Annotated in this window: 18 protein-coding genes and 3 pseudogenes; 4 read left to right on the top strand and 17 right to left on the bottom strand. The window is 36.9% G+C overall.

The window, feature by feature from the left end:
• Positions 1–39 precede the first annotated feature (39 nt).
• From D1B31_RS20910 to D1B31_RS20895, 4 genes are all read right to left on the bottom strand, one after another.
• Positions 40–1,125: a sugar ABC transporter substrate-binding protein gene (locus tag D1B31_RS20910; protein WP_118924109.1), complete on the bottom strand. Its 1,086-nt coding sequence runs from the start codon at positions 1,123–1,125 to the stop codon at positions 40–42.
• A 96-nt stretch (positions 1,126–1,221) separates the two neighbouring features.
• Complete coding sequence (locus D1B31_RS20905) at positions 1,222–2,322, bottom strand: response regulator transcription factor (protein ID WP_118924107.1); 1,101 nt, start codon at positions 2,320–2,322, stop codon at positions 1,222–1,224.
• 1 nt (position 2,323) lies between these two features.
• Positions 2,324–3,763: a sensor histidine kinase gene (locus tag D1B31_RS20900; RefSeq protein ID WP_118924105.1), complete on the bottom strand. Its 1,440-nt coding sequence runs from the start codon at positions 3,761–3,763 to the stop codon at positions 2,324–2,326.
• 3 nt (positions 3,764–3,766) lie between these two features.
• On the bottom strand, positions 3,767–4,738 hold the full coding sequence (locus D1B31_RS20895; protein WP_118924103.1) for a substrate-binding domain-containing protein: 972 nt from the start codon (positions 4,736–4,738) through the stop codon (positions 3,767–3,769).
• Positions 4,739–4,932: 194 nt separating this feature from the next.
• On the opposite strand from D1B31_RS20895, the gene D1B31_RS24480 reads away from it, so the two are divergent.
• The 3 genes from D1B31_RS24480 to D1B31_RS20885 all read left to right on the top strand — a co-directional run bounded on the left by D1B31_RS24480 (position 4,933) and on the right by D1B31_RS20885 (position 6,007).
• Entirely contained in the window at positions 4,933–5,088 is a 156-nt protein-coding gene (locus D1B31_RS24480; protein ID WP_158587637.1) for a hypothetical protein, read from the top strand.
• Between the two features lie 385 nt (positions 5,089–5,473).
• Positions 5,474–5,689: a helix-turn-helix domain-containing protein gene (locus D1B31_RS20890; protein ID WP_118924101.1), complete on the top strand. Its 216-nt coding sequence runs from the start codon at positions 5,474–5,476 to the stop codon at positions 5,687–5,689.
• A 78-nt stretch (positions 5,690–5,767) separates the two neighbouring features.
• Complete coding sequence (locus D1B31_RS20885; protein WP_118924099.1) at positions 5,768–6,007, top strand: hypothetical protein; 240 nt, start codon at positions 5,768–5,770, stop codon at positions 6,005–6,007.
• Positions 6,008–6,212: 205 nt separating this feature from the next.
• Here the strand turns inward: D1B31_RS20885 and araB are convergent, their stop codons facing one another.
• The 11 genes and pseudogenes from araB to D1B31_RS25255 form a co-directional block, all read right to left on the bottom strand.
• Entirely contained in the window at positions 6,213–7,895 is a 1,683-nt protein-coding gene (gene araB / locus D1B31_RS20880) for a ribulokinase (protein WP_118924097.1), read from the bottom strand.
• A gap of 27 nt (positions 7,896–7,922) precedes the next feature.
• The gene (locus tag D1B31_RS20875) at positions 7,923–8,279 is read right to left on the bottom strand and encodes a sensory rhodopsin transducer (RefSeq protein ID WP_158587636.1); all 357 of its coding nucleotides are present in this window, start codon (positions 8,277–8,279) and stop codon (positions 7,923–7,925) included.
• Between the two features lie 11 nt (positions 8,280–8,290).
• The gene (locus D1B31_RS20870; RefSeq protein ID WP_240035377.1) at positions 8,291–9,178 is read right to left on the bottom strand and encodes an ABC transporter permease subunit; all 888 of its coding nucleotides are present in this window, start codon (positions 9,176–9,178) and stop codon (positions 8,291–8,293) included.
• Positions 9,179–9,260: 82 nt separating this feature from the next.
• Complete coding sequence (locus D1B31_RS20865) at positions 9,261–10,760, bottom strand: sugar ABC transporter ATP-binding protein (protein WP_204563049.1); 1,500 nt, start codon at positions 10,758–10,760, stop codon at positions 9,261–9,263.
• Positions 10,761–10,818: 58 nt separating this feature from the next.
• On the bottom strand, positions 10,819–11,766 hold the full coding sequence (locus tag D1B31_RS20860; protein WP_118924091.1) for a substrate-binding domain-containing protein: 948 nt from the start codon (positions 11,764–11,766) through the stop codon (positions 10,819–10,821).
• Between the two features lie 26 nt (positions 11,767–11,792).
• A complete protein-coding gene (locus tag D1B31_RS20855) occupies positions 11,793–12,965 on the bottom strand; it encodes a M24 family metallopeptidase (protein WP_142922611.1) in 1,173 nt (390 codons plus the stop codon).
• A 124-nt stretch (positions 12,966–13,089) separates the two neighbouring features.
• Positions 13,090–14,091: a LacI family DNA-binding transcriptional regulator gene (locus D1B31_RS20850; RefSeq protein ID WP_240035376.1), complete on the bottom strand. Its 1,002-nt coding sequence runs from the start codon at positions 14,089–14,091 to the stop codon at positions 13,090–13,092.
• Between the two features lie 264 nt (positions 14,092–14,355).
• Entirely contained in the window at positions 14,356–15,441 is a 1,086-nt protein-coding gene (gene wecB, locus D1B31_RS20845; RefSeq protein WP_118924190.1) for a non-hydrolyzing UDP-N-acetylglucosamine 2-epimerase, read from the bottom strand.
• Between the two features lie 35 nt (positions 15,442–15,476).
• Positions 15,477–16,673 carry a nucleotide sugar dehydrogenase gene (locus D1B31_RS20840; protein WP_240035372.1) on the bottom strand — a complete coding sequence of 399 codons (1,197 nt, stop codon included), beginning with the start codon at positions 16,671–16,673 and terminating at the stop codon, positions 15,477–15,479.
• Positions 16,670–17,098: pseudogene (locus D1B31_RS20835) on the bottom strand (ATP-binding protein); the annotation flags it as partial. The pseudogene D1B31_RS20835 and the gene D1B31_RS20840, both read right to left, overlap by 4 nt.
• Positions 17,038–17,298, bottom strand: coding sequence for a transposase (locus D1B31_RS25255; RefSeq protein ID WP_420846139.1), 261 nt, complete (start codon positions 17,296–17,298; stop codon positions 17,038–17,040). The pseudogene D1B31_RS20835 and the gene D1B31_RS25255, both read right to left, overlap by 61 nt.
• On the opposite strand from D1B31_RS25255, the gene D1B31_RS24950 reads away from it, so the two are divergent.
• A complete protein-coding gene (locus D1B31_RS24950; RefSeq protein ID WP_240035371.1) occupies positions 17,297–17,521 on the top strand; it encodes a hypothetical protein in 225 nt (74 codons plus the stop codon). The genes D1B31_RS25255 and D1B31_RS24950 overlap by 2 nt on opposite strands.
• 66 nt (positions 17,522–17,587) lie before the next feature.
• On the opposite strand, the pseudogene D1B31_RS25250 reads toward D1B31_RS24950, so the two are convergent.
• Positions 17,588–17,821, bottom strand: a pseudogene (locus D1B31_RS25250) (transposase family protein); the annotation flags it as partial.
• Positions 17,822–17,926: 105 nt separating this feature from the next.
• Positions 17,927–18,013: pseudogene (locus D1B31_RS20820) on the bottom strand (hypothetical protein); the annotation flags it as partial.
• Positions 18,014–18,962: the final 949 nt, after the last annotated feature.

Genomic DNA, 18,962 nt, shown 5'->3' with positions numbered 1-18,962 from the left:
GCTCAGCATTAAAGGAATCATTTGTCACCCCCTTTAAAATCATTCTTTGACGCTTTTATACACGTCTTCTTTTTTATGAAACCCTTGAGCAATCACAGTCTCATCGATTGTTTCTTTTGTGACCACAACGGGTTCAAGCAAAATGGTTGGGACGTTGATTTTTCCATTATTTTCTGTAGAATTTGTGGTAATTTTTTCGCCTTTGGCTATTTTCACCGCTGCTTCTGCCGCTGTATCTGCCATATCTTTGATGGAGGTATAAATGGTCATTAATTGCGTTCCTTCCACTATCCTTTGGCACCCGGCCAGTTCGGCATCTAATCCACTCACCGGTATTTTCCCCGCTAAATTCTGTTTTTCTAATGCTTGGATGGCTACACCCGCAATAGCATCATTCGCCGCAATAATAGCATCAATCTGATTATTATTTACTTTTAGAGCCCTTTCTACGTTAGCCAGAGCAACAGCGGGATTCCAATCATCCGTCCATTGTTCATAAACAATCTCTATTTCGCCTCGATCAATCAATGGTTGCAGTACATTCAATTGCCCTTGCTTATATAAATGAGCAGTATAGTCGGTATCAGCCCCTTCGATTAATACATATTTTCCTTTTGGCGCCTGTGCAACTACTGTTTTAGCCTGCAGTTCACCGATTAGGATACTGTCAAATGAAATATACAAATCAATATCGGAATTAGTGATCAAACGATCGTAAGCTATCACTTTGATTCCAGCTACATGGGCTTTTTCAACTATGGCAGCAGCCGCATCTGCATTATGAGGAACGACTATTAAAACATCCACACCTTGACTAATTAATGCTTCTGCTTGAGCAATTTGTAAGGCATCATCTCCTTCAGCCGCCTCGACAAACACCTCTGCTCCTAGTTCCTCCCCTTTAGCAACTAAATAGTCACGGTCTCTAAGCCATCGTTCTTCCCGTAATGTGTCCATTGAGAAGCCTATTGTAATTTTCTTTCCTTTATTTCTATTGGTTTTTGTTTTGACTTTTGGCTCTCCGTCAATTTCTTTTGTTGTACTATTTGTAGTACATGCCGTAAGGGCAAATATAAAAATCAAAAACAAATACAGTACGATCTTTTTTCTCCATTTATCTCTCATTCCTTATTATCTGCTCCTATTATTTTAAATATTGCAAATATATCTTATCAGCAATAAAGCGCATTCAAAGTTGTTTCTCTTGGACTTTATTGTTATCTATTGGACTTTTTGGTGATTGGCAAACCATCGTGACCTGTACTCCGTGGGAGAAATTCCTTGGCTTCTTTTAAATACTCTGCTGAAATAGCTTGGATCATGAAATCCTACCTCAAAGGTGATTTCTTTTAAACTTTTATTTGGATCGCCCAGCATTCGCATTGCATTTTTAATTCGGCATTCCGTTAAAAAATCAATAAAATTTGTGCCGCTTTGCTCCTTAAAAAGTTTACTTACATAATAGGGGCTTAGTTTTACATGAGCGGCTGCGATATCTAAATTAAGATCCTTATGGGAGTTTTCAATAATAAATTTTTTCAATGTTTGAAATATATTTGGAGAAATTTTATTATTCATTGAAGTAAGTGAATATAGGATTTTTTCTAATACAATTTGGGTTTCTTTTTTCAATTGCTGATAGTTGGTAGCTTGAAGAGAAAAAAAGGGGGTTTCAATTTCAACACCTATTTCATTTAAAACTTGCGATATTAATAACACAAATTTGAGGAGTCTTTGCTGCGTCTCTGAAATGCTTTTTCCGAAATCACTGCAATAATCAATGAACGACATTATTAGATTTTGAACTGCTTCCACGTTCCCTTGTTGTAATTGGTACAAAATGTTCTTTTCTGTTTCAAGTGCCGCTCTATTGCCTTCATGGTAGCAGTCCACCAGTTTTTGTATTTTTAATTCCTCCTGTTCCACCATATCCCTTTCATTTTTTTCCAAACGAATTCGTTTTATTACACTTTGAACCGTTTCAATAATCGTTTCTATCCGACTCGGCTTAAGCAAATAATCCTTTACGCCCAAACGTAATGCCTGCCTTGCATATTCAAATGTGTCGTATGCTGAAACAATAACATATTGAATAGCAGGATACCTCTTACTAATTTCTTTAATAGCAGTTAATCCATCTGCCTCTGGCATTTGAATATCCATAAGAATGAGATCGGGCTGAAGCTTTTTAGCTAATTGAATAGCCCTCCTTCCATTTTCCGCTTCCCCGACAATTTTAATATTTTCGATGCCCTGCTCTATAATTTGGATGAGGGCTGTCCGTTCTACACGTTCATCATCAACAATGAGAATATTTATCACTTTAATCTCCCCCTTGTATTGGCAATCGCAAAATAATCCGGGTGCCTTGATTCGAAATACTATTTATTTCAACAATGTCATTTTTCCCATAGAATAACTGGAGGCGCCGGATGACGTTATGAATCCCGATACCTGTTGATTGACCTTTATATTCATTTTTGGGAAATCCATTAAGGATTGATTGAACAATATCATTTGGAATACCCGGACCGTTGTCCACAATTTCTATATTGATATGTAAATCCTCTTTTTGAACTCGTATTGCTATATTACCCCCTTCCGCAAAAGGTTCAATTGCATGGATAATGGCATTTTCGACAAATGGCTGTAACGTAAGGCTTGGTAACGTAAAGAAAAGACAATTCTCATCTACATGTATTGTATAATGGACTCTTTCCTCAAACCGGGCTTGTTGAATAATAAGATAGTGTTCTAAACCTTTCATCTCTTTTTGTATGGTGGTAGAATCACCCATACTTTTTATATTGTATCGAAGCAAATCGGCCACCGAGATAATTAAATTGCTGGTTTCCTTGGCGTTTTCCAAAAAGGCCTTTTTGGCTAAAATATTTAACGTATTAAATAAAAAGTGAGGGTTTATTTGACTTTGCAAGGTTTTTAACTCACTTTCTTTTAAAAGAAGTTTATGCTCCTGCAATTCGCGTTCGACCTTTGCCTTTTTTTGAATTTCTCCAATCAGATTTTTAATGTTGACTCTCATCTGATTTAAGGTGCTGGCAAGAAAATTAATTTCGTCTTTTGTTTGAATATCAATGATTTGTTCAAAATTACCGCTGGAAATCTCTCGTGCGGCATTCGTTAACTGGACAATAGGACGGGTTATATCGTTTGAGAACTTGAAGAAAATCAAAAATATTGTGATTGAAGTTGTTGCTAATGTCAAAAAGCTTAACATTAATGATTGTTTACTTTGCTGGATAATTTCCCTGTAAAAATGATCATATGTTTTTAATTCACCATTAATAAGTAAAAGTGTCGTTTCAGTAATATACGTTGACGTTTTTACGGCCTCATTAAAATGAAAAGTTGCCTTTGCATCGTTTTTCTTCTGGAAAAATGAAGACGCAAGTTCCATTGATTCCAACTGGCTCTTAATCATGTTATCAAAATTCATCAGCATGATCATATTGCTTTGATTTTTTAAACTATTAAGCTTGTCTTGCCTTTTTTTCAATTTATTACTTAAATGCAAAAATTCATTTTGGGGCTCTTCTGCTGGATTGATAAAGTAGTGATTTAAGGCATTAATAGAATCCTGACTAAATTGTGAGATCTCTTTAAAAAGCAAATACCTTTGTAAAATTTCGTTATAATTTTCAATTGTTTTTTGGTTGGAATAAATCATTAAACACCAAACTAGTGAAATGATGATCCAAATGACGGCAAACAAGAATATGATTTTGTTTCGGATTGTTTTCATATTTCACCTGTTAGTAATCAATTGTATGCTTGTATAATAATTTTGCTCTAGCGGGTATTCTATCCCTGCCAGCCATCGAAGCATAAGGGTTGTGCTTTTGGATCCCATTTCTTCGGGGAATTGCCCTATTGCCGCTGAAACGACTCCGTTTTCAATAAATACCGAGATCTCCGGGTTTTGATCAAATGAATAGATTGAATAATGCTGAAGTCTGCTCCTCCCTTTGATTACTTGAACAATTTCACTCATTGCCTCTTCGGTTAAACCGAGAAGAACTTTGCAATCCGGGTATTGATTGAGGAGCTCAGTCGTTTCTTTTATACTATTGGAATTAACATAATGTTCTTTAGAAGCTTCAAGTATTTCGATATCAGGATACTTGGCTAATGCTTTTTCTACCCCTTGCCTCCGTAGTGAAAGATACCCAACTGGTGGACCACCGTAAATAATACCAATTTTCCCCTTCCCCTCCAATTGCAAAGCAATGTGTTCCCCGATAATTATCCCTTCCTGAAAATGATTCGGACCAACATAAGTTTTACGCAGACTATCAGGGGCATCAGTAAAAACGGTAATAACCGGTATTCCCTTTTGCAATGCTTTATTCACAATTTCGATAAATTCAGGATCCTCCTTACCTTGAACAATAATACCATCTACACGTGAAGCTATTGCTTTATCGATATTCTTTAAGTAACCAAAAATATCAGTTTGAAATGTTTCCTGAAATTCAATCGCCACTTTATTATCATTCGCCACTTTTTGTGCACCCTCTTTAATCTGATCCCAAAATGGGCTCCCAGAATCCCCTGATATAAACATGATTCGATAAATATCCTTTTCGTTTGGTTTTGAATAGTAAGAAATATTTGGATGAACTGAAACCACCCTAAAGGTAAAATAAGATATCATTAATAAAGTTGCGACTCCTCCAATTGATAATAATGCAAACACGATCCTTGTCTTTTTTTTCATAGTTCCCCCCTCAAAATTTACTTATTGTGTCAATGATTATTTCTACTTTGTGTGTCGGAAACCCTTTTATATCACAGAATATTCACATGATTGCATCAACTCTTTGGTTGTCTAACAGGCAGAATTGTTTGATTAACAATAGGAACTGGCATTCTATCCAATCGGTTTATGCTAGTCAGCAAAGGAATAGAATCATGACCACCGCACGGAATGCAGTTATTCAAAGTGCACCGGGAACAGGGGTACAATTGGGTACTATTAACAAAGGAATGAAAACAGTTATTGTTGAAGAGTCAGGGGACCATTACTTAATTGAAATAGCAGGACGAAAGGGATATAAAGAAAGCTGATATTGCGGCTCACAGTTGAGTCGGTTCATTAATAAGATAAGGGCATCCGCTGACCAAACAGCGGATGCCCTTTTCCCCTTAAAGCGACATACTGAAATTACCACGTGTTATAGGACAATATTAGGCCAGTAAACCTAAAAATTAGATGTATGACCGATCGCTCACACTAAACTTTGTTCAGTTTACCTGCCCTAAAAAACCGAAAAAAATATTGCGCTAACCGTGGAGTGACAGGCACCCCTATTTTGTGAAACTAGAAAAACCGGAAAGTGACTGGCCCTAAACTATTCTTTTTAACAAACGGTACGCATAGGCGTACCACTTCAGAGATTTTAATATGATAGGTTTTCCTTATAAACTAGTTTGCGGGAATGTAGGGAGAACAATGGGGCCTAAAGTAGACGTAAAAATTAAAGAACTGTTGGACTCCCGCAAAATCAGCCTGCGGGAGTTATCCAGATTAGCCGACATCCGCCATGCCGTTCTAAGCGAACACGCAAACGGAAAACGGAAAAGCATAAGCTTCCATCATATTGAACAAATAGCCGAAGCACTGCAAATTACAGACATTAGGGAAATAATAGACTTCAAAGAAGATTGATACGGTAAATAACAAAATGTTTTCAAGCTCTTCTGCAAAACTAATCCACGGATTCAGGTATGATTGGAGGAAAAACGAATGGCTTATTACCTATCCAGAGAAGTGACCACATTCATAAATGAGCAAGGTGATGAGGTTGAACTGGAAATCTTCCACTACCCTTCCCACTACGAAGCAATCGCCACCATTTGCCAAGACGCCCCTCCATACAAAGACCACATTGCCTTTGGTACAGACCCCAGAAGCAGAAAAACAGCCATACAACTGGCAATCAACAACCTTAACTTTCTATCCTACAAAGAAAAACCACTTCATTAATAAATACCCTATACTTATTGCCATAAAGGCAGGTGGAAATCCCAACATTCTACCCGTCAATACTGTACAAAATAAATTCAAACCCCGCAAAGCCAAAATGATATTCTCCCCTATAGGTAGACCGATTAAAAAATAAAATTCCGGCTACTATAGGGGAGCATATCAAAGCTTAAAGCAAAGTTTCTTACATAAACGATTTTTAGCACTACTTTTTTGGGGAACACCGGCTTCTTTCATTCTTAATCCTAATCAACTTTTTCATTATGTTGTTTTCAAGCCCGAAGTAATTGTACAATCGCTCATATTCTTTAAACAACTCATTATACACGTTTGCATTTTCGGGTATTGGCCTATACACTTTATCTTTAACCCTAGACATCGCTTTAGATGCATCGCGTATAGTATCGTATCCTCCACGGCTCCCTCCTGCAGCAACAGCGCCGAAAATAGCAGATCCAAGAGCTGCTGTTTGTGCAGAATCTGCTATTTTGATGTCTATATTTAATACATCCGCATAAATTTGCATCATTAGTGGATTTTTTTCAGCAATCCCTCCGCACGCATATATTTCCTCTATAGGAATTCCATGTTCGCGGAAATTTTCTACAATCACCCTTGATCCAAATGCCGTTGCTTCTATTAGACAACGATAAATTTCCTCGGGCCTGGTCTGTAAATTCATCCCCAGTATGACACCTGAGAGATTTGCATCAACTAGTGTAGACCGATTCCCATTCCACCAGTCTAGGGCAAGCAGCCCTGTTTCTCCTGGTTTAATCTTTGATGCCATCTCCGTTAAAAATTCATGAATATGAACATTTTTTTCTCTAGCTTTTCGTTCATATTCGGTAGGTATGCAGTTTTGAATAAACCATTCAAAATGATCACCTACGCATGATTGTCCTGCCTCATACGCCATAAAACCAGGAATAATCCCATCCTCAACTATTCCACAAATTCCAGGGATATCAACTTCCTTTTCATTAAGTAATATATGACAAGTTGATGTCCCCATAATCATTAGCAATTTGTTTGGTTCACTAATTCCAGCTGCCGGGACTGCTGCATGAGCATCAATTATTGCTATAGCTACTGGGGTTCCTGGCCTTAAGCCGGTAAGACCTGCTGATTCTTTTGTTATTTCTCCAGCTTTCATGCCAATTGAACTAATATTATTTGATAACTTTTCTTCTACAACATTCTCCAGGCGAGGGTCAAGGGCTTTAAAAAAATCCTTTGAGGGATACCCTTCTCTTTTATGCCACGTTGCTTTATAACCTGCAAAACAACTGCTTCGCTTAAATTCACCCGTTAGTAGGTAGATTACCCAATCCCCAGCCTCAATGAATTGGTCTGCTGTATGATATACTTCGGGTGACTCTTTAAGTGTTTCCCATATCTTTGGGATCAACCATTCCGAAGATATTTTGCCTCCATACCGTTTTAAAAACTTTTCACCACGACATTCTGCTATTTCATTTATTAAATTTGCCTCATTTTGGGCAGCATGGTGTTTCCAAAGCTTTACATAGCTATGTGGATTTGATGAAAACTCCTCCAACATACATAAAGGCGTCCCATGGCTATCAATAGGCATTATAGTAGAAGCAGTAAAGTCAATACCTAGGCCTATAATATCATCAGGATTTATATTAGATTTTTGAATTACTTCAGGAATAGCAGTTTTTAAAACTTCAAGATAATCATTTGGATGCTGTAATGCCCAATTGTCGCTTAATTTGTTCACCCCATCGGGCAAAAATTCATCCATTACTCCATGAGTATACTCTTTGATTGCCGTTGCAACTTCCGTTCCTGTTTCTACTTCGAACAACACAGCCCTTCCCGACAATGTTCCGAAATCAATCCCAAGCGAGTACTTAGCCATATCATCCACCTTAATTCTTGTATTTTCTCAATAACCCAACGTTGTATAATAAGCTAAATTGGTTTGACGAGAGTCTAATCTGCCATATTGAATAATGACATTTTGGTCACTTTCTACTTTAAGTGCATATTGAATTTCTAAAGGTACCTCGAACCCATGCAACTCAGTTTTATTATCCATACGTATACATCTAACACGCTGCTTTTCAACGATAAGATTATTTACCCTGACTGGATCCTGGTCGGTAAAAAATAATGTCATATTCAAAGTTGCATCAAAATCTGAATCATTCAAAACAATAATTGATTCATGTCCTTTTAGCTGACTGTCTCCAGCCGGCGGAAGGTCGCAATCTGGAAAATACCAAAGCTTTTTACCATTCACAATGACCACCTCTAATTCTTTCTTTCCCTTATGGTGTTTAAGCCAACTGCCAATAAAATAACTAGCCCTTTAACAATAAGCTGGAAATATGGAGAAACACTTAATAGATTCATACCGTTGTTTAGAACCCCAATGATCAGTGCTCCCAATACAGTTCCGAATATGCTGCCTTTGCCACCAGACAAGCTTGTTCCACCAAGAACAACTGCCGCAATAGCATCCAACTCGTACGATACCCCGATGTTAGGCTGGCCAGAGTCTAAACGTGAAGTAACAATAACAGCGCTTATCGCAGTCATAAACCCACAAAATGTATAAATAAACAACTGGGTCTTCTTAATATTGATCCCTGCTAACCTCGCACTTTCTTCATTGTTGCCAAGTCCAAAGATATGATTACCTATAATCGTATTATTTAAAACAAAAATACCAATAGCTACAGCAATAATGGTGATAATAATAGGCACTGGAATTCCGAAAATGCTTCCCTGCCCTAAAAAGGTAAATTTGCTAGAAAAGCCTGAAATCGGATAAGCATCCGTATAAACGAACGCAATACCTCTGGCAATCGTCATCATGCCAAGCGTTGCAATAAAAGGGGGAATCTTAATGTTGCTTATAATTAGTCCGTTAATTAGGCCTAGAAAAGATCCAATAACTACGCCTACCAGAATTGAAGTAAATATGTCCAGTCCATGATTTTTCATCAGGCTTGCAACAACAACACTTACCACCGCAAGCATGGAACCTACACTCAAATCGATTCCGCCTGAAATGATTACATAAGTCATACCTATAGCAATTATTAGGTTGATTGAAGTTTGCCGACCAATATTACCTAGATTATAAGTTTCCAAGAAATGAGGAGACAGAATGGATAATAGAATAGATAGAGCCATTAGACTCACAATTAATCCGATTTTTTCTTTATCTAAATTTAGGGGAATCGATTTAGAACGGACATTTAGGGTATTTTGTAAATTAGACATAATGTGTCACCCCTACCATATAGTTAATGATATTTTCTTGATTTATTTGATCTTCTTTTAACTCACCTGTGATTTTCCCTTCATGCATTACCACAACCCTATCACTCACAGCCATTATCTCAGGAAGTTCTGAGGAGACAACAATGATTCCAATTCCTTGTTCAGCTAGCTCGAACATCAGTTTATAGATTTCCGATTTCGCTCCTACATCAATCCCCCTTGTAGGTTCGTCAAAGATTAGAACCTTTGGGTTTAATAATATGCATCTCCCCAAAATACACTTTTGCTGATTCCCCCCGCTTAAGAGCGAAATCTGTTGGTGAATAGTTGGTGTTTTGACATTCATTTTTTCAACTGTTTTTTTAGCGATATCTTGGTTTTTCTTATTATTGACAACTTTAAACCTGCTAACATCCTTTAATGAAGAAATGGTAATATTTTTATCGACACCTAAATTGAGAAATAAGCCTTGGCCTTTTCTGTCTTCGGGTACCAAAACTATTCCCTTGGCTATTGCCTGATGGGGATTTTTAATATGTACCAATTTATTGTCAATCATTATTTCTCCTGAATCTAATTTGTCAGCACCGTAGATTGCTCTCATAACCTCGGTTCTTCCTGCCCCGACTAAACCGGCAAAACCAAGTATTTCTCCCTTGTTTAAATAGAAGCTAATATCTTGGAATGAATCTTTTTTGCTAAGGTTTTTTACCCTTAAGAGCTCACCATTTGTATTCTCGATAATCTTTTTCTCCATCAAACTTATTTCCCGGCCGACCATCATTTTAAGAACTTCATCAATCGTTATTTCTTTAGTATATTTTGTAGCTATTTTTTTCCCGTCTCTAAAAACTGTTATTCTATCAGAAATTTTTGCGATCTCACTCATTTTATGAGAAATGTAAATAATTCCTATCCCAGATTTCTTTAACTCTTCTATTAATATAAATAAGTTATTTGCCTCTTCCTCGCTTAGGGAAGAAGTAGGCTCATCAAAAATAATAACTTCAGCATTAAATGAAATTGCCTTCGCAATTTCCACCAATTGTTTTTCGGCAATGCTTAGATTTTTAACCAGCGTGTAAGGGGAAATATTTAATTTCACTTTTTTTAAATATTGCATTGAATCTTTATAAATTCTCTTTTTATCTAAAATTCCTAAGATACGGTTTTGACCCTCCCTGCCAAGGAAAATATTACGGCCAATATCCATATGTTCCATTAAGCTCAATTCTTGGTAAACAGTTGAAATTCCGGCTTCCCTTGCTTCGAGTGGGGAGGAGAAATGTATACTCTTACCTTTGTAAACGAATTCCCCATGATCTTTTTGATAGACGCCAGAAATAATTTTGACCAACGTAGATTTTCCGGCTCCATTTTCTCCTAACAATGCATGAACTTCCCCTGGTAATAGGTCAAAATCCACATCCTGCAGTGCTTTTACACCAGGAAATGTTTTGGAAATAGCTTTCATTTCTATAATTGCATTCATATTCTCACTCTCCCATTAGCTAGATAAGTAAGCCCCTTTTAAATAAAGGGGCCACTTATTAATTGGTTACTTCATCAATGTTTTTAGCATCAACAACTTTTACATCAATTCCAATTTTTTTAGGGAGCTTTTCTTTGTTAATTAATTTCAGTGCATCCTCAATTGCAGCCTTGCCAATAGCGTATGGGTCCTGGGCAGTTACAGCTTTAATAGCTGAGCCTTTTTTAATTTCTTCAGCAATATCTTGACTTAAATCATAACCAATTATAGTAATGTCTTTCTCCTTTTTAGCTGCCTGTACTGCCTTGAGGGCACCCATTGTCATTTCATCGTTTGAAGAAAAAATGATATCTAACTTAGGATTGGATTGTAGGACGTTTTCAGTAATTTGAAGCGCCTTATCTCTAGAGACCCCACCATGCTGATCAGTGGCAATTTTAATATTAGGAAAATCTTTAAGTACCTCTTTAAACCCATCCACTCTTTCACGGATAGAAAGATCTTCCGGAGCAGTCATTATGAATATATTCCCGGATGTTATTCCTAAGGTTTTTGTTAAATATTCTGCTGCTAGTTTTCCACCCAAGTAATTATCAGAGGCAATGTATAAATCCTCTACTTCTTCATTGGATCCAATATCCAAGGTAACTACCGGAATCCCTTTTGATTTAGCAGACTTTATTGAAGATGCTATTCCTTCCGAGTTGACAGGGACAGTGAGAATAGCGTCTACTTTTTGTGATGAAAAATCTTCCATTGCCGATTGTTGTTTATCAAATTGAAAGTTTGCATCTGAGAATAAAATTTCAACATTATGTTCTTTAGCGGTTTCTTCAAGTCCCTTTTTCATTGAAACAAAAAACTCATGCTGTAAAGTTTGAAAGGTCACCCCAAAAGTTATTTTTCCGTCATCTTTCTTTTTACCGGCGGTACTATTCGAGCATGCCGAGGATACTAATAATGTGGCCAATAGCAAACAAGTTAGAACGATCCTTTTTTTCATCATTAACGGCCCCCTAATTATGAAATAAATTAAAACATTAACTCATGAATTTTGCTAAGCGGATTGGACAGCAGTGAGCAACCGCTTTCAGTAATGACTGCACCGGTTTCCCAACGAACCCCAAAGTCTGGAGTTGAGACAAAAGTATCGATCTGGAATGTCATATTCTTTCTTAATTGATAATCGGATGTAGTCTCCATCCAAGGTGGTTCTACTTCAATCATTCCTAAACCGTGGCATGGACCATATAAGTAGTTCTCAGATTTCCCTTTACTCTTAAATAGGTTGATATATCCTTGTGCAATATCGGAGGCTAAAACGCCTTCTTTAAGTTGCGCTTTTGTCCAGTTATGTGCTTCAAGGGCAAATTCCACAATATCTTTTTGGTAAGTGCTCATCTTACCTAAACTTACTGGTGTTCCGATACCACAGGAGTATCCATCCACTCTTGCAGAAAGATTAAGTTGAATGATATCCCCTTCCCTTATCTGGCGGTGGGTCGGTCTCGAAATCGCATGGCGGGTAGATTTTCCACTAAATACATACATGGGCATTCCTTCATATTCGGCACCGTTTTCATAAATGGCCTGTTGAGCCAAACCTACTAGCTGTAGCTCAGTCATTCCTGGACTAATATTTTTAATGACATTATCCATTGCAATTTCCGTAATCCTGAAACTTTCCCTTAAACACAAGATTTCATTTTCTGATTTAATCGACCGTAGTTCGACCATAATGTCATCGGCGCGGACGATTTCGGCATCAGGATATTCCTGTCGAAGTCCATCTAGCATCGGTAAAGTTGTGACCAGGTATCCGCCAATTCCAATCTTTAATTTATCACCTTTTAATCCGATTGAGCGGAACACATCGCGATATGTATTAGTCTGTAGTTCTGGGTATGCTGGATCCGCAGACTCTCTATATTCTTTGAGCATAAAAATATTTTCAATCTTGCTTACGTCCTCTGCATATGCCTTGCTCTCGGGGCCAATTAATAGCGCTGCCTGTCCGTCAGCGGAAATGGCTACCCCAGACGTTTCAAAAATTGGCCAATAGCCACTAAAATAACGTGCATTTGAAAAATCAGCTTCATTTGAATTAACTAAAAGAACATCTAAACCTTTTTGTTCAACTAGCTTTGCAGCCCTTTTTAATCGCTCTTTATACTCACTGTCTGAAATCTTGATTCGATTTGTCACTATCCTCGACTCCTTTACATTTGGTTTATTAATTCTATGAGATTTCCAGATTCCCTTAAATCGCCTCCTTTCATTTATGAAATTTTGTCTGATAACGTTTGCAGAAAAAAATAGTATAGACCGCTTACTTTGAAAGCACGGATTCCCCCTTATCAAATTCAGGTTCTAGGATAACTCGTTCTACCCTCTTAATTTCTGGGTTTTGCAGTTTCCTAATGATTAAATCTCCGGCGATAACCCCTATTTCCTCAGCCGGCTGAATCATTGAAGTAATCCTCGGTGCCAATAAACCGGTAGGGTCAATGGTATCAAAACTAATAAGGGATATATCAGTTGGAATATCTATACCATGTTCCTTAATGGCTCTTATTGCTCCGTAAGCCAATATATTATTCGCAGCAAAAACAGCAGTAGGCAGCTCTTTCAGTCTCAGTATTTGTTTCATGAATTCATAACCATCCTTCTGTTTAAAGGTGCCTACTTTTATCCATTCCTTTTTAATGTGATTACCTGCATCAACCATCGCCTTTTCCCATCCGATAAATCGCTCACTGCTAGATGTTTGGTTCAGCGGGCCGGTGATAAGTGCGATTTTTTTATGTCCGGCATTTATTATATGCTGAACCAATTCATAACTGGCTCTTACATTATCTACCGTTACACTATCAAACTGTCCCTCTGCTTTCGGCAGGTTGTCGACAAATACTGTCGGTATGTTATAGGCCTTGAATTGTTCCAAAAAAGGAGCCGTTTCATTCACTGTAGCAATTACCAGTGCGGATATCTGTTTTTGCACTAGTAATTGTAGATATTCTGCCTCTTTATCCAATCTTTCATCGCTATTACAAATAATAATCGAGTAACCATGTTCTCGTGCAATGGATTCTACCCCTCTTATTATTGCGGCAAAAAACTGATTCATAATATCGGGCACAACCACACCAATAACTTTGCTAGTTTTACTCTTTAAACTTCTTGCAATTTCGTTTGGACGATATTGAAATAGATCCAGCGCTTCCAAAACCTTCTTGCGTAATTCTGGTTTTACATAATCTTTATTGTTTACTACTCTTGAAACGGTTGATACCGAAATATTTAAATGTTCTGCAACATCTTTTAATTTCACTTTCAATACTCTTCACTCCAGGCTACTGCAAAAATATATGAAAACGTTTACAGAAATAATATCATGATTGGTTCCGAATGTAAATAATTTTCTGATTAATTAATAAATTTTTTTCGCTTCATCTAATACTCTCAAGAATATTCTGAATCCGGTTACCAAAAAAAGTGAGTAGAACCTCTCGGTTCTACTCCCCAAATTAGTTATCCTATACTGCAAACACCAATCAGTAACTATATACTTCTCTTAACCTAAAGGGTTTGCTTATTACAATTTCCCCTCTAACACATTAGCAATTCTTTTACTTGCAAATCCATCACCATATGGATTACTTGCTTTACTCATTTTTTCATACTCTTCTTTATCTTCAAGTAGTAATTTAAAGTTGTTATAGATGGTTTCTTCGTCTGTACCTACTAATTTAAGTGTACCAGCTTTAATACCTTCAGGTCGCTCAGTAGTATCACGCATAACCAAGACTGGCTTTCCTAAGCTTGGAGCTTCTTCTTGAATACCGCCACTATCTGTAAGAATTAAATACGATTTCGAAAGGAAATTATGGAAATCTAATACTTCTAAAGGCTCAATAATTTTTATTCGATCACAATCCCCTAAAATCTCGTTAGCCGCCTCTCTAACTACCGGGTTCATATGAATTGGGTATATCGCCTTTATGTCTGGATACTCATCAACAATTCGTTTGATAGCTTTAAACATATTTCTCATTGGTTGTCCAAGATTTTCTCTTCTATGTGCGGTAATCATAATAAGCCTACTATCTGATGCCCATTCAAGCTGCTCATGTGAATAATCATCTTGCACTGTAGTATTAAGTGCATCTATAGCTGTATTACCAGTCACATAAATAGATGTTGGAACTTTACCCTCTTTTAACAAGTTTTCTTTGGACATTTCCGTTGGAGCAAAATTATACTTTGCTACTATTCCTACAGCTTGTCGATTAAACTCCTCTGGATATGGAGAATAAATGTTATAAGTACGTAATCCCGCTTCCACATGTCCTACTGGAATTTGTAAATAAAAGCATGCTAAAGACGTAACAAATGTTGTAGAAGTGTCACCATGAACTAATACTACATTTGGCTTTACCTCTTCCAATACTACTTTCATTTTTTCTAGGATGTTAATGGTCACATCAAATAGAGTCTGTTTTGACTTCATAATTGATAAATCATAGTCCGGAACAACATTAAAGGCTTCCAAGACTTGATCTAACATTTCTCTATGTTGTCCAGTTACACAAACTATAGTTTCTAAATTCTCTCTTGTTTTTAATTCATTAACTAAAGGACACATTTTGATTGCCTCTGGTCTCGTTCCAAAGACAACCATCACCTTTTTCTTCAACTGTCTCCACCTACATTTATCTATAATTTATAAACACCATCAAAAGTACACACATTCTTAGTATCCAGTATGAGTTTATCTTTTATTATTTCCATATTGTTTTTAATATGATCATGTCCTGCCATTATGACAAGTATTTCAATTTCATTAATGAAGTCTTCGAAATTCATAAATTGATGATCTACTATTCTTGTTTTAACCAACGGGTCGAATACTTTGACTCCAAATGCTAAGTGCTCATCCATTCTTTCTAGTAATTGAAGTGTTGGACTTTCTCTGGTATCATCGACGTTATCCTTATATGTTAAACCGTATAACCCTACTTTTGAAATATCCCTAATGTCATGTTCTCTCATAATATCTCTAATTCTACCAAGTACGTGTCTCGGCATTGAATCATTTATTTTACGTGCTGTTAAAATAAGATTTGTTAAACCTGGGTAATCCCCAACTAGAAACCATGGATCAACCGATATACAATGGCCTCCAACACCTGGGCCAGGCTGTAATATATTTACCCTTGGATGTTTATTCGCAATTTTAATAATTTCATATACATCCATGTTATCAGACCGACAGATTTTAGCTAATTCATTTGCAAATGCAATATTTATATCTCTATAGGTATTTTCCACAACCTTAGACATTTCTGCAGATCTGATATCGGTTACAACGATTTCACCTTTACAAAAGTGTGAATATAGACCTTTAACCTTATTTCCCAATTCATAGCTGTCTGCCCCAATAGTACGTGAATTATGTTCAAGTTCATAAATTAGGTTACCAGGTATAATTCTTTCTGGTGCATGCACCAAATGAATATCTTCACCAATTTTATGACCTCTTTTTTCTATTTCCGGGCGAATATATTTATCTATTGTTCCCGGTGTAATTGTTGATTCAATGATTAATACTGCACCTTTTTCACAGACCTTAAGCACGCTATTTATTGCGGAGATAACATACTGAGGATCAAGCTTTTTACTATCTTTTAGATAAGGTGTTGGAACTGCAATAATATAGGTATTAGTCTTTTTATACTCCGTTGTAAATTCAATTTCATTCGCTACAGCTTCTTTAAATAATTCTTCTAAGCCTTCTTCATCAAAAGTAAGCTTTCCTTCAGATAAAGAATTTATTAGATTAACATTATAGTTGTAACCGTCAAGTACTTTTGAACAGTTTCTGCTCGTTAAGATTGAACACTTTTTGCTCAAAATATTGTACTTCTATTTTTAATCCTATAGCTCTCACCATTTAAATGGATAACCTCAACTCTATGAAGCAACCGGTCTAATATTGCTGTAGCAATTCCTTTATCCCCCATGAGTTCACCCCATTGTTCTGGCCCCTTATTGGAGGTTAGAATAATTGAACTTCGTTCATATAGATCGTTAATTAAATGGAAGAATAAATTGGCTTCCCTTTGGTCCATGGCCATGTACATCAAATCATCTATGATGACAAGATCAGCCTCTTTTACAGCCTTAAGCTGAAGTTGGGATTTACGCAGATATTCCTGTGTTTTCAATATATTGATTAATTCACCCATGGTATAAAAAGATGCCTTGTATCCACTATTTATTGCTTCCAGGCCAAGTCCAATCGCAATATGGGTTTTCCCGACACCTGGGGGGCCGAGTCGAAAAGATGTTGAAGGATATGCCACCGATCACCAACCTGCTTGATTTTAGGTGACGCTTCATCTACCGCGCTTTTATATGCATGTGCACGATCCCTTGTAATCAGTTGGATTTCAGGATGCTTGATAAGCCAGTTCCTTACAGACTCCTTGTCCCGGTTTGGCAAAAAATCAAGGATTGCACCTGTTTGTAAGTCAATGAAAATTGTGCCGTACCGCTTTCTTTTCTTAAAAGCAAAATCATCAATGCCGACGAAAGGGACACTCCTTGGGCTGAATTGGTTCTTCTTTTTTTATTCGGTACAGAATGGCATCATGGCTTATAGAGATGCGCATTTTCCGGCAGATTTTTTCGGCTGCCATGCAGTTATTGGAGAATCCAACGTGACGAATCAGCTTTTCAAGCCTGTCGGTTTTTCTTGAGGAAGGGCTTAACCAATTCAAACGTTCGGTAAAAACCTTTGTTGTACAGTCTTTGTTATCACAGAACCATTTGTGCAAACAAACGGTTATATGAACCGGGTGGCCAGAAACAGGAAGATCATCGACTTTCCTGGCATATTGGCTGTGATGTCTAAGGGATAAATGCTTGCATTCTGGGCATTGGGCATATTTTGAGTTTACATTTAACACGGCATACAGTGCATCTGGCTCAATCAGTGTATGAACGACTTCAACATTTTGGTCAAACTTGAAAAGTTCCTCAATGCTAGAATTGACCATTGATATCACCGCCATTTGGGTTTTAGTATTGCTATACCCGAAAAGCAGTGTATAAAGCTATCACCATATTTACGTAAGAACCACCTTAGTCTAGCAGTTACAATAGTCTGTTCCAACTACCCTTACCCCACTTTTTGCAAACATTAATGCAGTTGGTAACCCTATATAACCTAAACCAATTATATTTATCATTTACATAATCTCCTCTTCCATCCAACTTTAAATTCACCAACACACCCCGCATGACTCTTGGTTGTTTCAATTATTTATCATGTAGGTCGTCTTCTTTCTCCGGATAACTTTTCTGTTCTTGATCACTATATACGTTAAAATGCTGAGAGGTACTCCTCTCAGCAAAATCCAAAAACAAATTCAAAACTCTTCATACTTAAACTTTTAACTCCATCCAATTTTCACACAGACTGGGGAACAACTAATCTGTGAAACAAGAAAAATCGGGGAGTGACAGGCACCTCAACTTCAGTATCAAGTAGGTGTTGGATTTTACTATTCCCATATTATTTTAAATATAATTATGTCCTATCATAAGTACTAGAAATTCAATTTCATTAATTAAGCTTTCGAAATTCATAAATTAATGGTCTACTTTTCTCGTTTTAACTAACGGATCAAATATTTTGACTCCAATAACTAATTCTTATCCACTTTTAAAATAATTGAAGTGTTTGCCTTTCTCTTATATCATTAACGTTTTCCTTATGCGTTAAAGCGTGAATTCTGCATTTGAGATATCTCTAATATAAAGATCTGTATTTCTCCCAGAACGTGTTTTGGCAATGAATATTTGATTTTACGTGCTGATAAGATCAAATTTGATAAACCAAAATAATCCCCGAATAAAAACCATGTATCAACAGATATACAATAACTAATTTTTTGTCGGTACGACACCTGCATAAATATTGTTCCAGTTATACGGACCCTCTTATTCCTTTCTCCTGATATCTCCCAGAATACTATATATCCGTCAATATCGGGACTGACAATCCCATTGTAGAGTAGAAAACAGGAATTAGACTTTGCCCTTCTTGTCCTCGGGTTTCAGGGTGTTCCACCTTACTAAGCCAGACAAGTGGGCAAGTCCTTTTCCTGTTCCCCCTCATCAAACCGTACGTGAGGT

This window comes from Neobacillus notoginsengisoli (assembly GCF_003515685.1).
Lineage (GTDB): Bacteria > Bacillota > Bacilli > Bacillales > Cytobacillaceae > Bacillus_D > Bacillus_D notoginsengisoli.
Note: the sequence above shows the minus strand (reverse complement) of the source record. Positions and strands in the feature narration are given on the sequence as shown.

What these genes read in the sequence shown, in the direction of transcription:
- D1B31_RS20910 (WP_118924109.1), bottom strand. Translation starts at nt 1,125, where the DNA reads ATGAGAGATAAATGGAGAAAAAAGATCGTACTGTATTTGTTTTTGATT.
- D1B31_RS20900 (WP_118924105.1), bottom strand. Translation starts at nt 3,763, where the DNA reads ATGAAAACAATCCGAAACAAAATCATATTCTTGTTTGCCGTCATTTGG.
- D1B31_RS20895 (WP_118924103.1), bottom strand. Translation starts at nt 4,738, where the DNA reads ATGAAAAAAAAGACAAGGATCGTGTTTGCATTATTATCAATTGGAGGA.
- D1B31_RS24480 (WP_158587637.1), top strand. Translation starts at nt 4,933, where the DNA reads ATGACCACCGCACGGAATGCAGTTATTCAAAGTGCACCGGGAACAGGG.
- D1B31_RS20890 (WP_118924101.1), top strand. Translation starts at nt 5,474, where the DNA reads ATGGGGCCTAAAGTAGACGTAAAAATTAAAGAACTGTTGGACTCCCGC.
- D1B31_RS20885 (WP_118924099.1), top strand. Translation starts at nt 5,768, where the DNA reads ATGGCTTATTACCTATCCAGAGAAGTGACCACATTCATAAATGAGCAA.
- araB (WP_118924097.1), bottom strand. Translation starts at nt 7,895, where the DNA reads ATGGCTAAGTACTCGCTTGGGATTGATTTCGGAACATTGTCGGGAAGG.
- D1B31_RS20870 (WP_240035377.1), bottom strand. Translation starts at nt 9,178, where the DNA reads ATGGCTCTATCTATTCTATTATCCATTCTGTCTCCTCATTTCTTGGAA.
- D1B31_RS20865 (WP_204563049.1), bottom strand. Translation starts at nt 10,760, where the DNA reads ATGAATGCAATTATAGAAATGAAAGCTATTTCCAAAACATTTCCTGGT.
- D1B31_RS20860 (WP_118924091.1), bottom strand. Translation starts at nt 11,766, where the DNA reads ATGATGAAAAAAAGGATCGTTCTAACTTGTTTGCTATTGGCCACATTA.
- wecB (WP_118924190.1), bottom strand. Translation starts at nt 15,441, where the DNA reads ATGGTTGTCTTTGGAACGAGACCAGAGGCAATCAAAATGTGTCCTTTA.
- D1B31_RS24950 (WP_240035371.1), top strand. Translation starts at nt 17,297, where the DNA reads ATGAAAATTGTGCCGTACCGCTTTCTTTTCTTAAAAGCAAAATCATCA.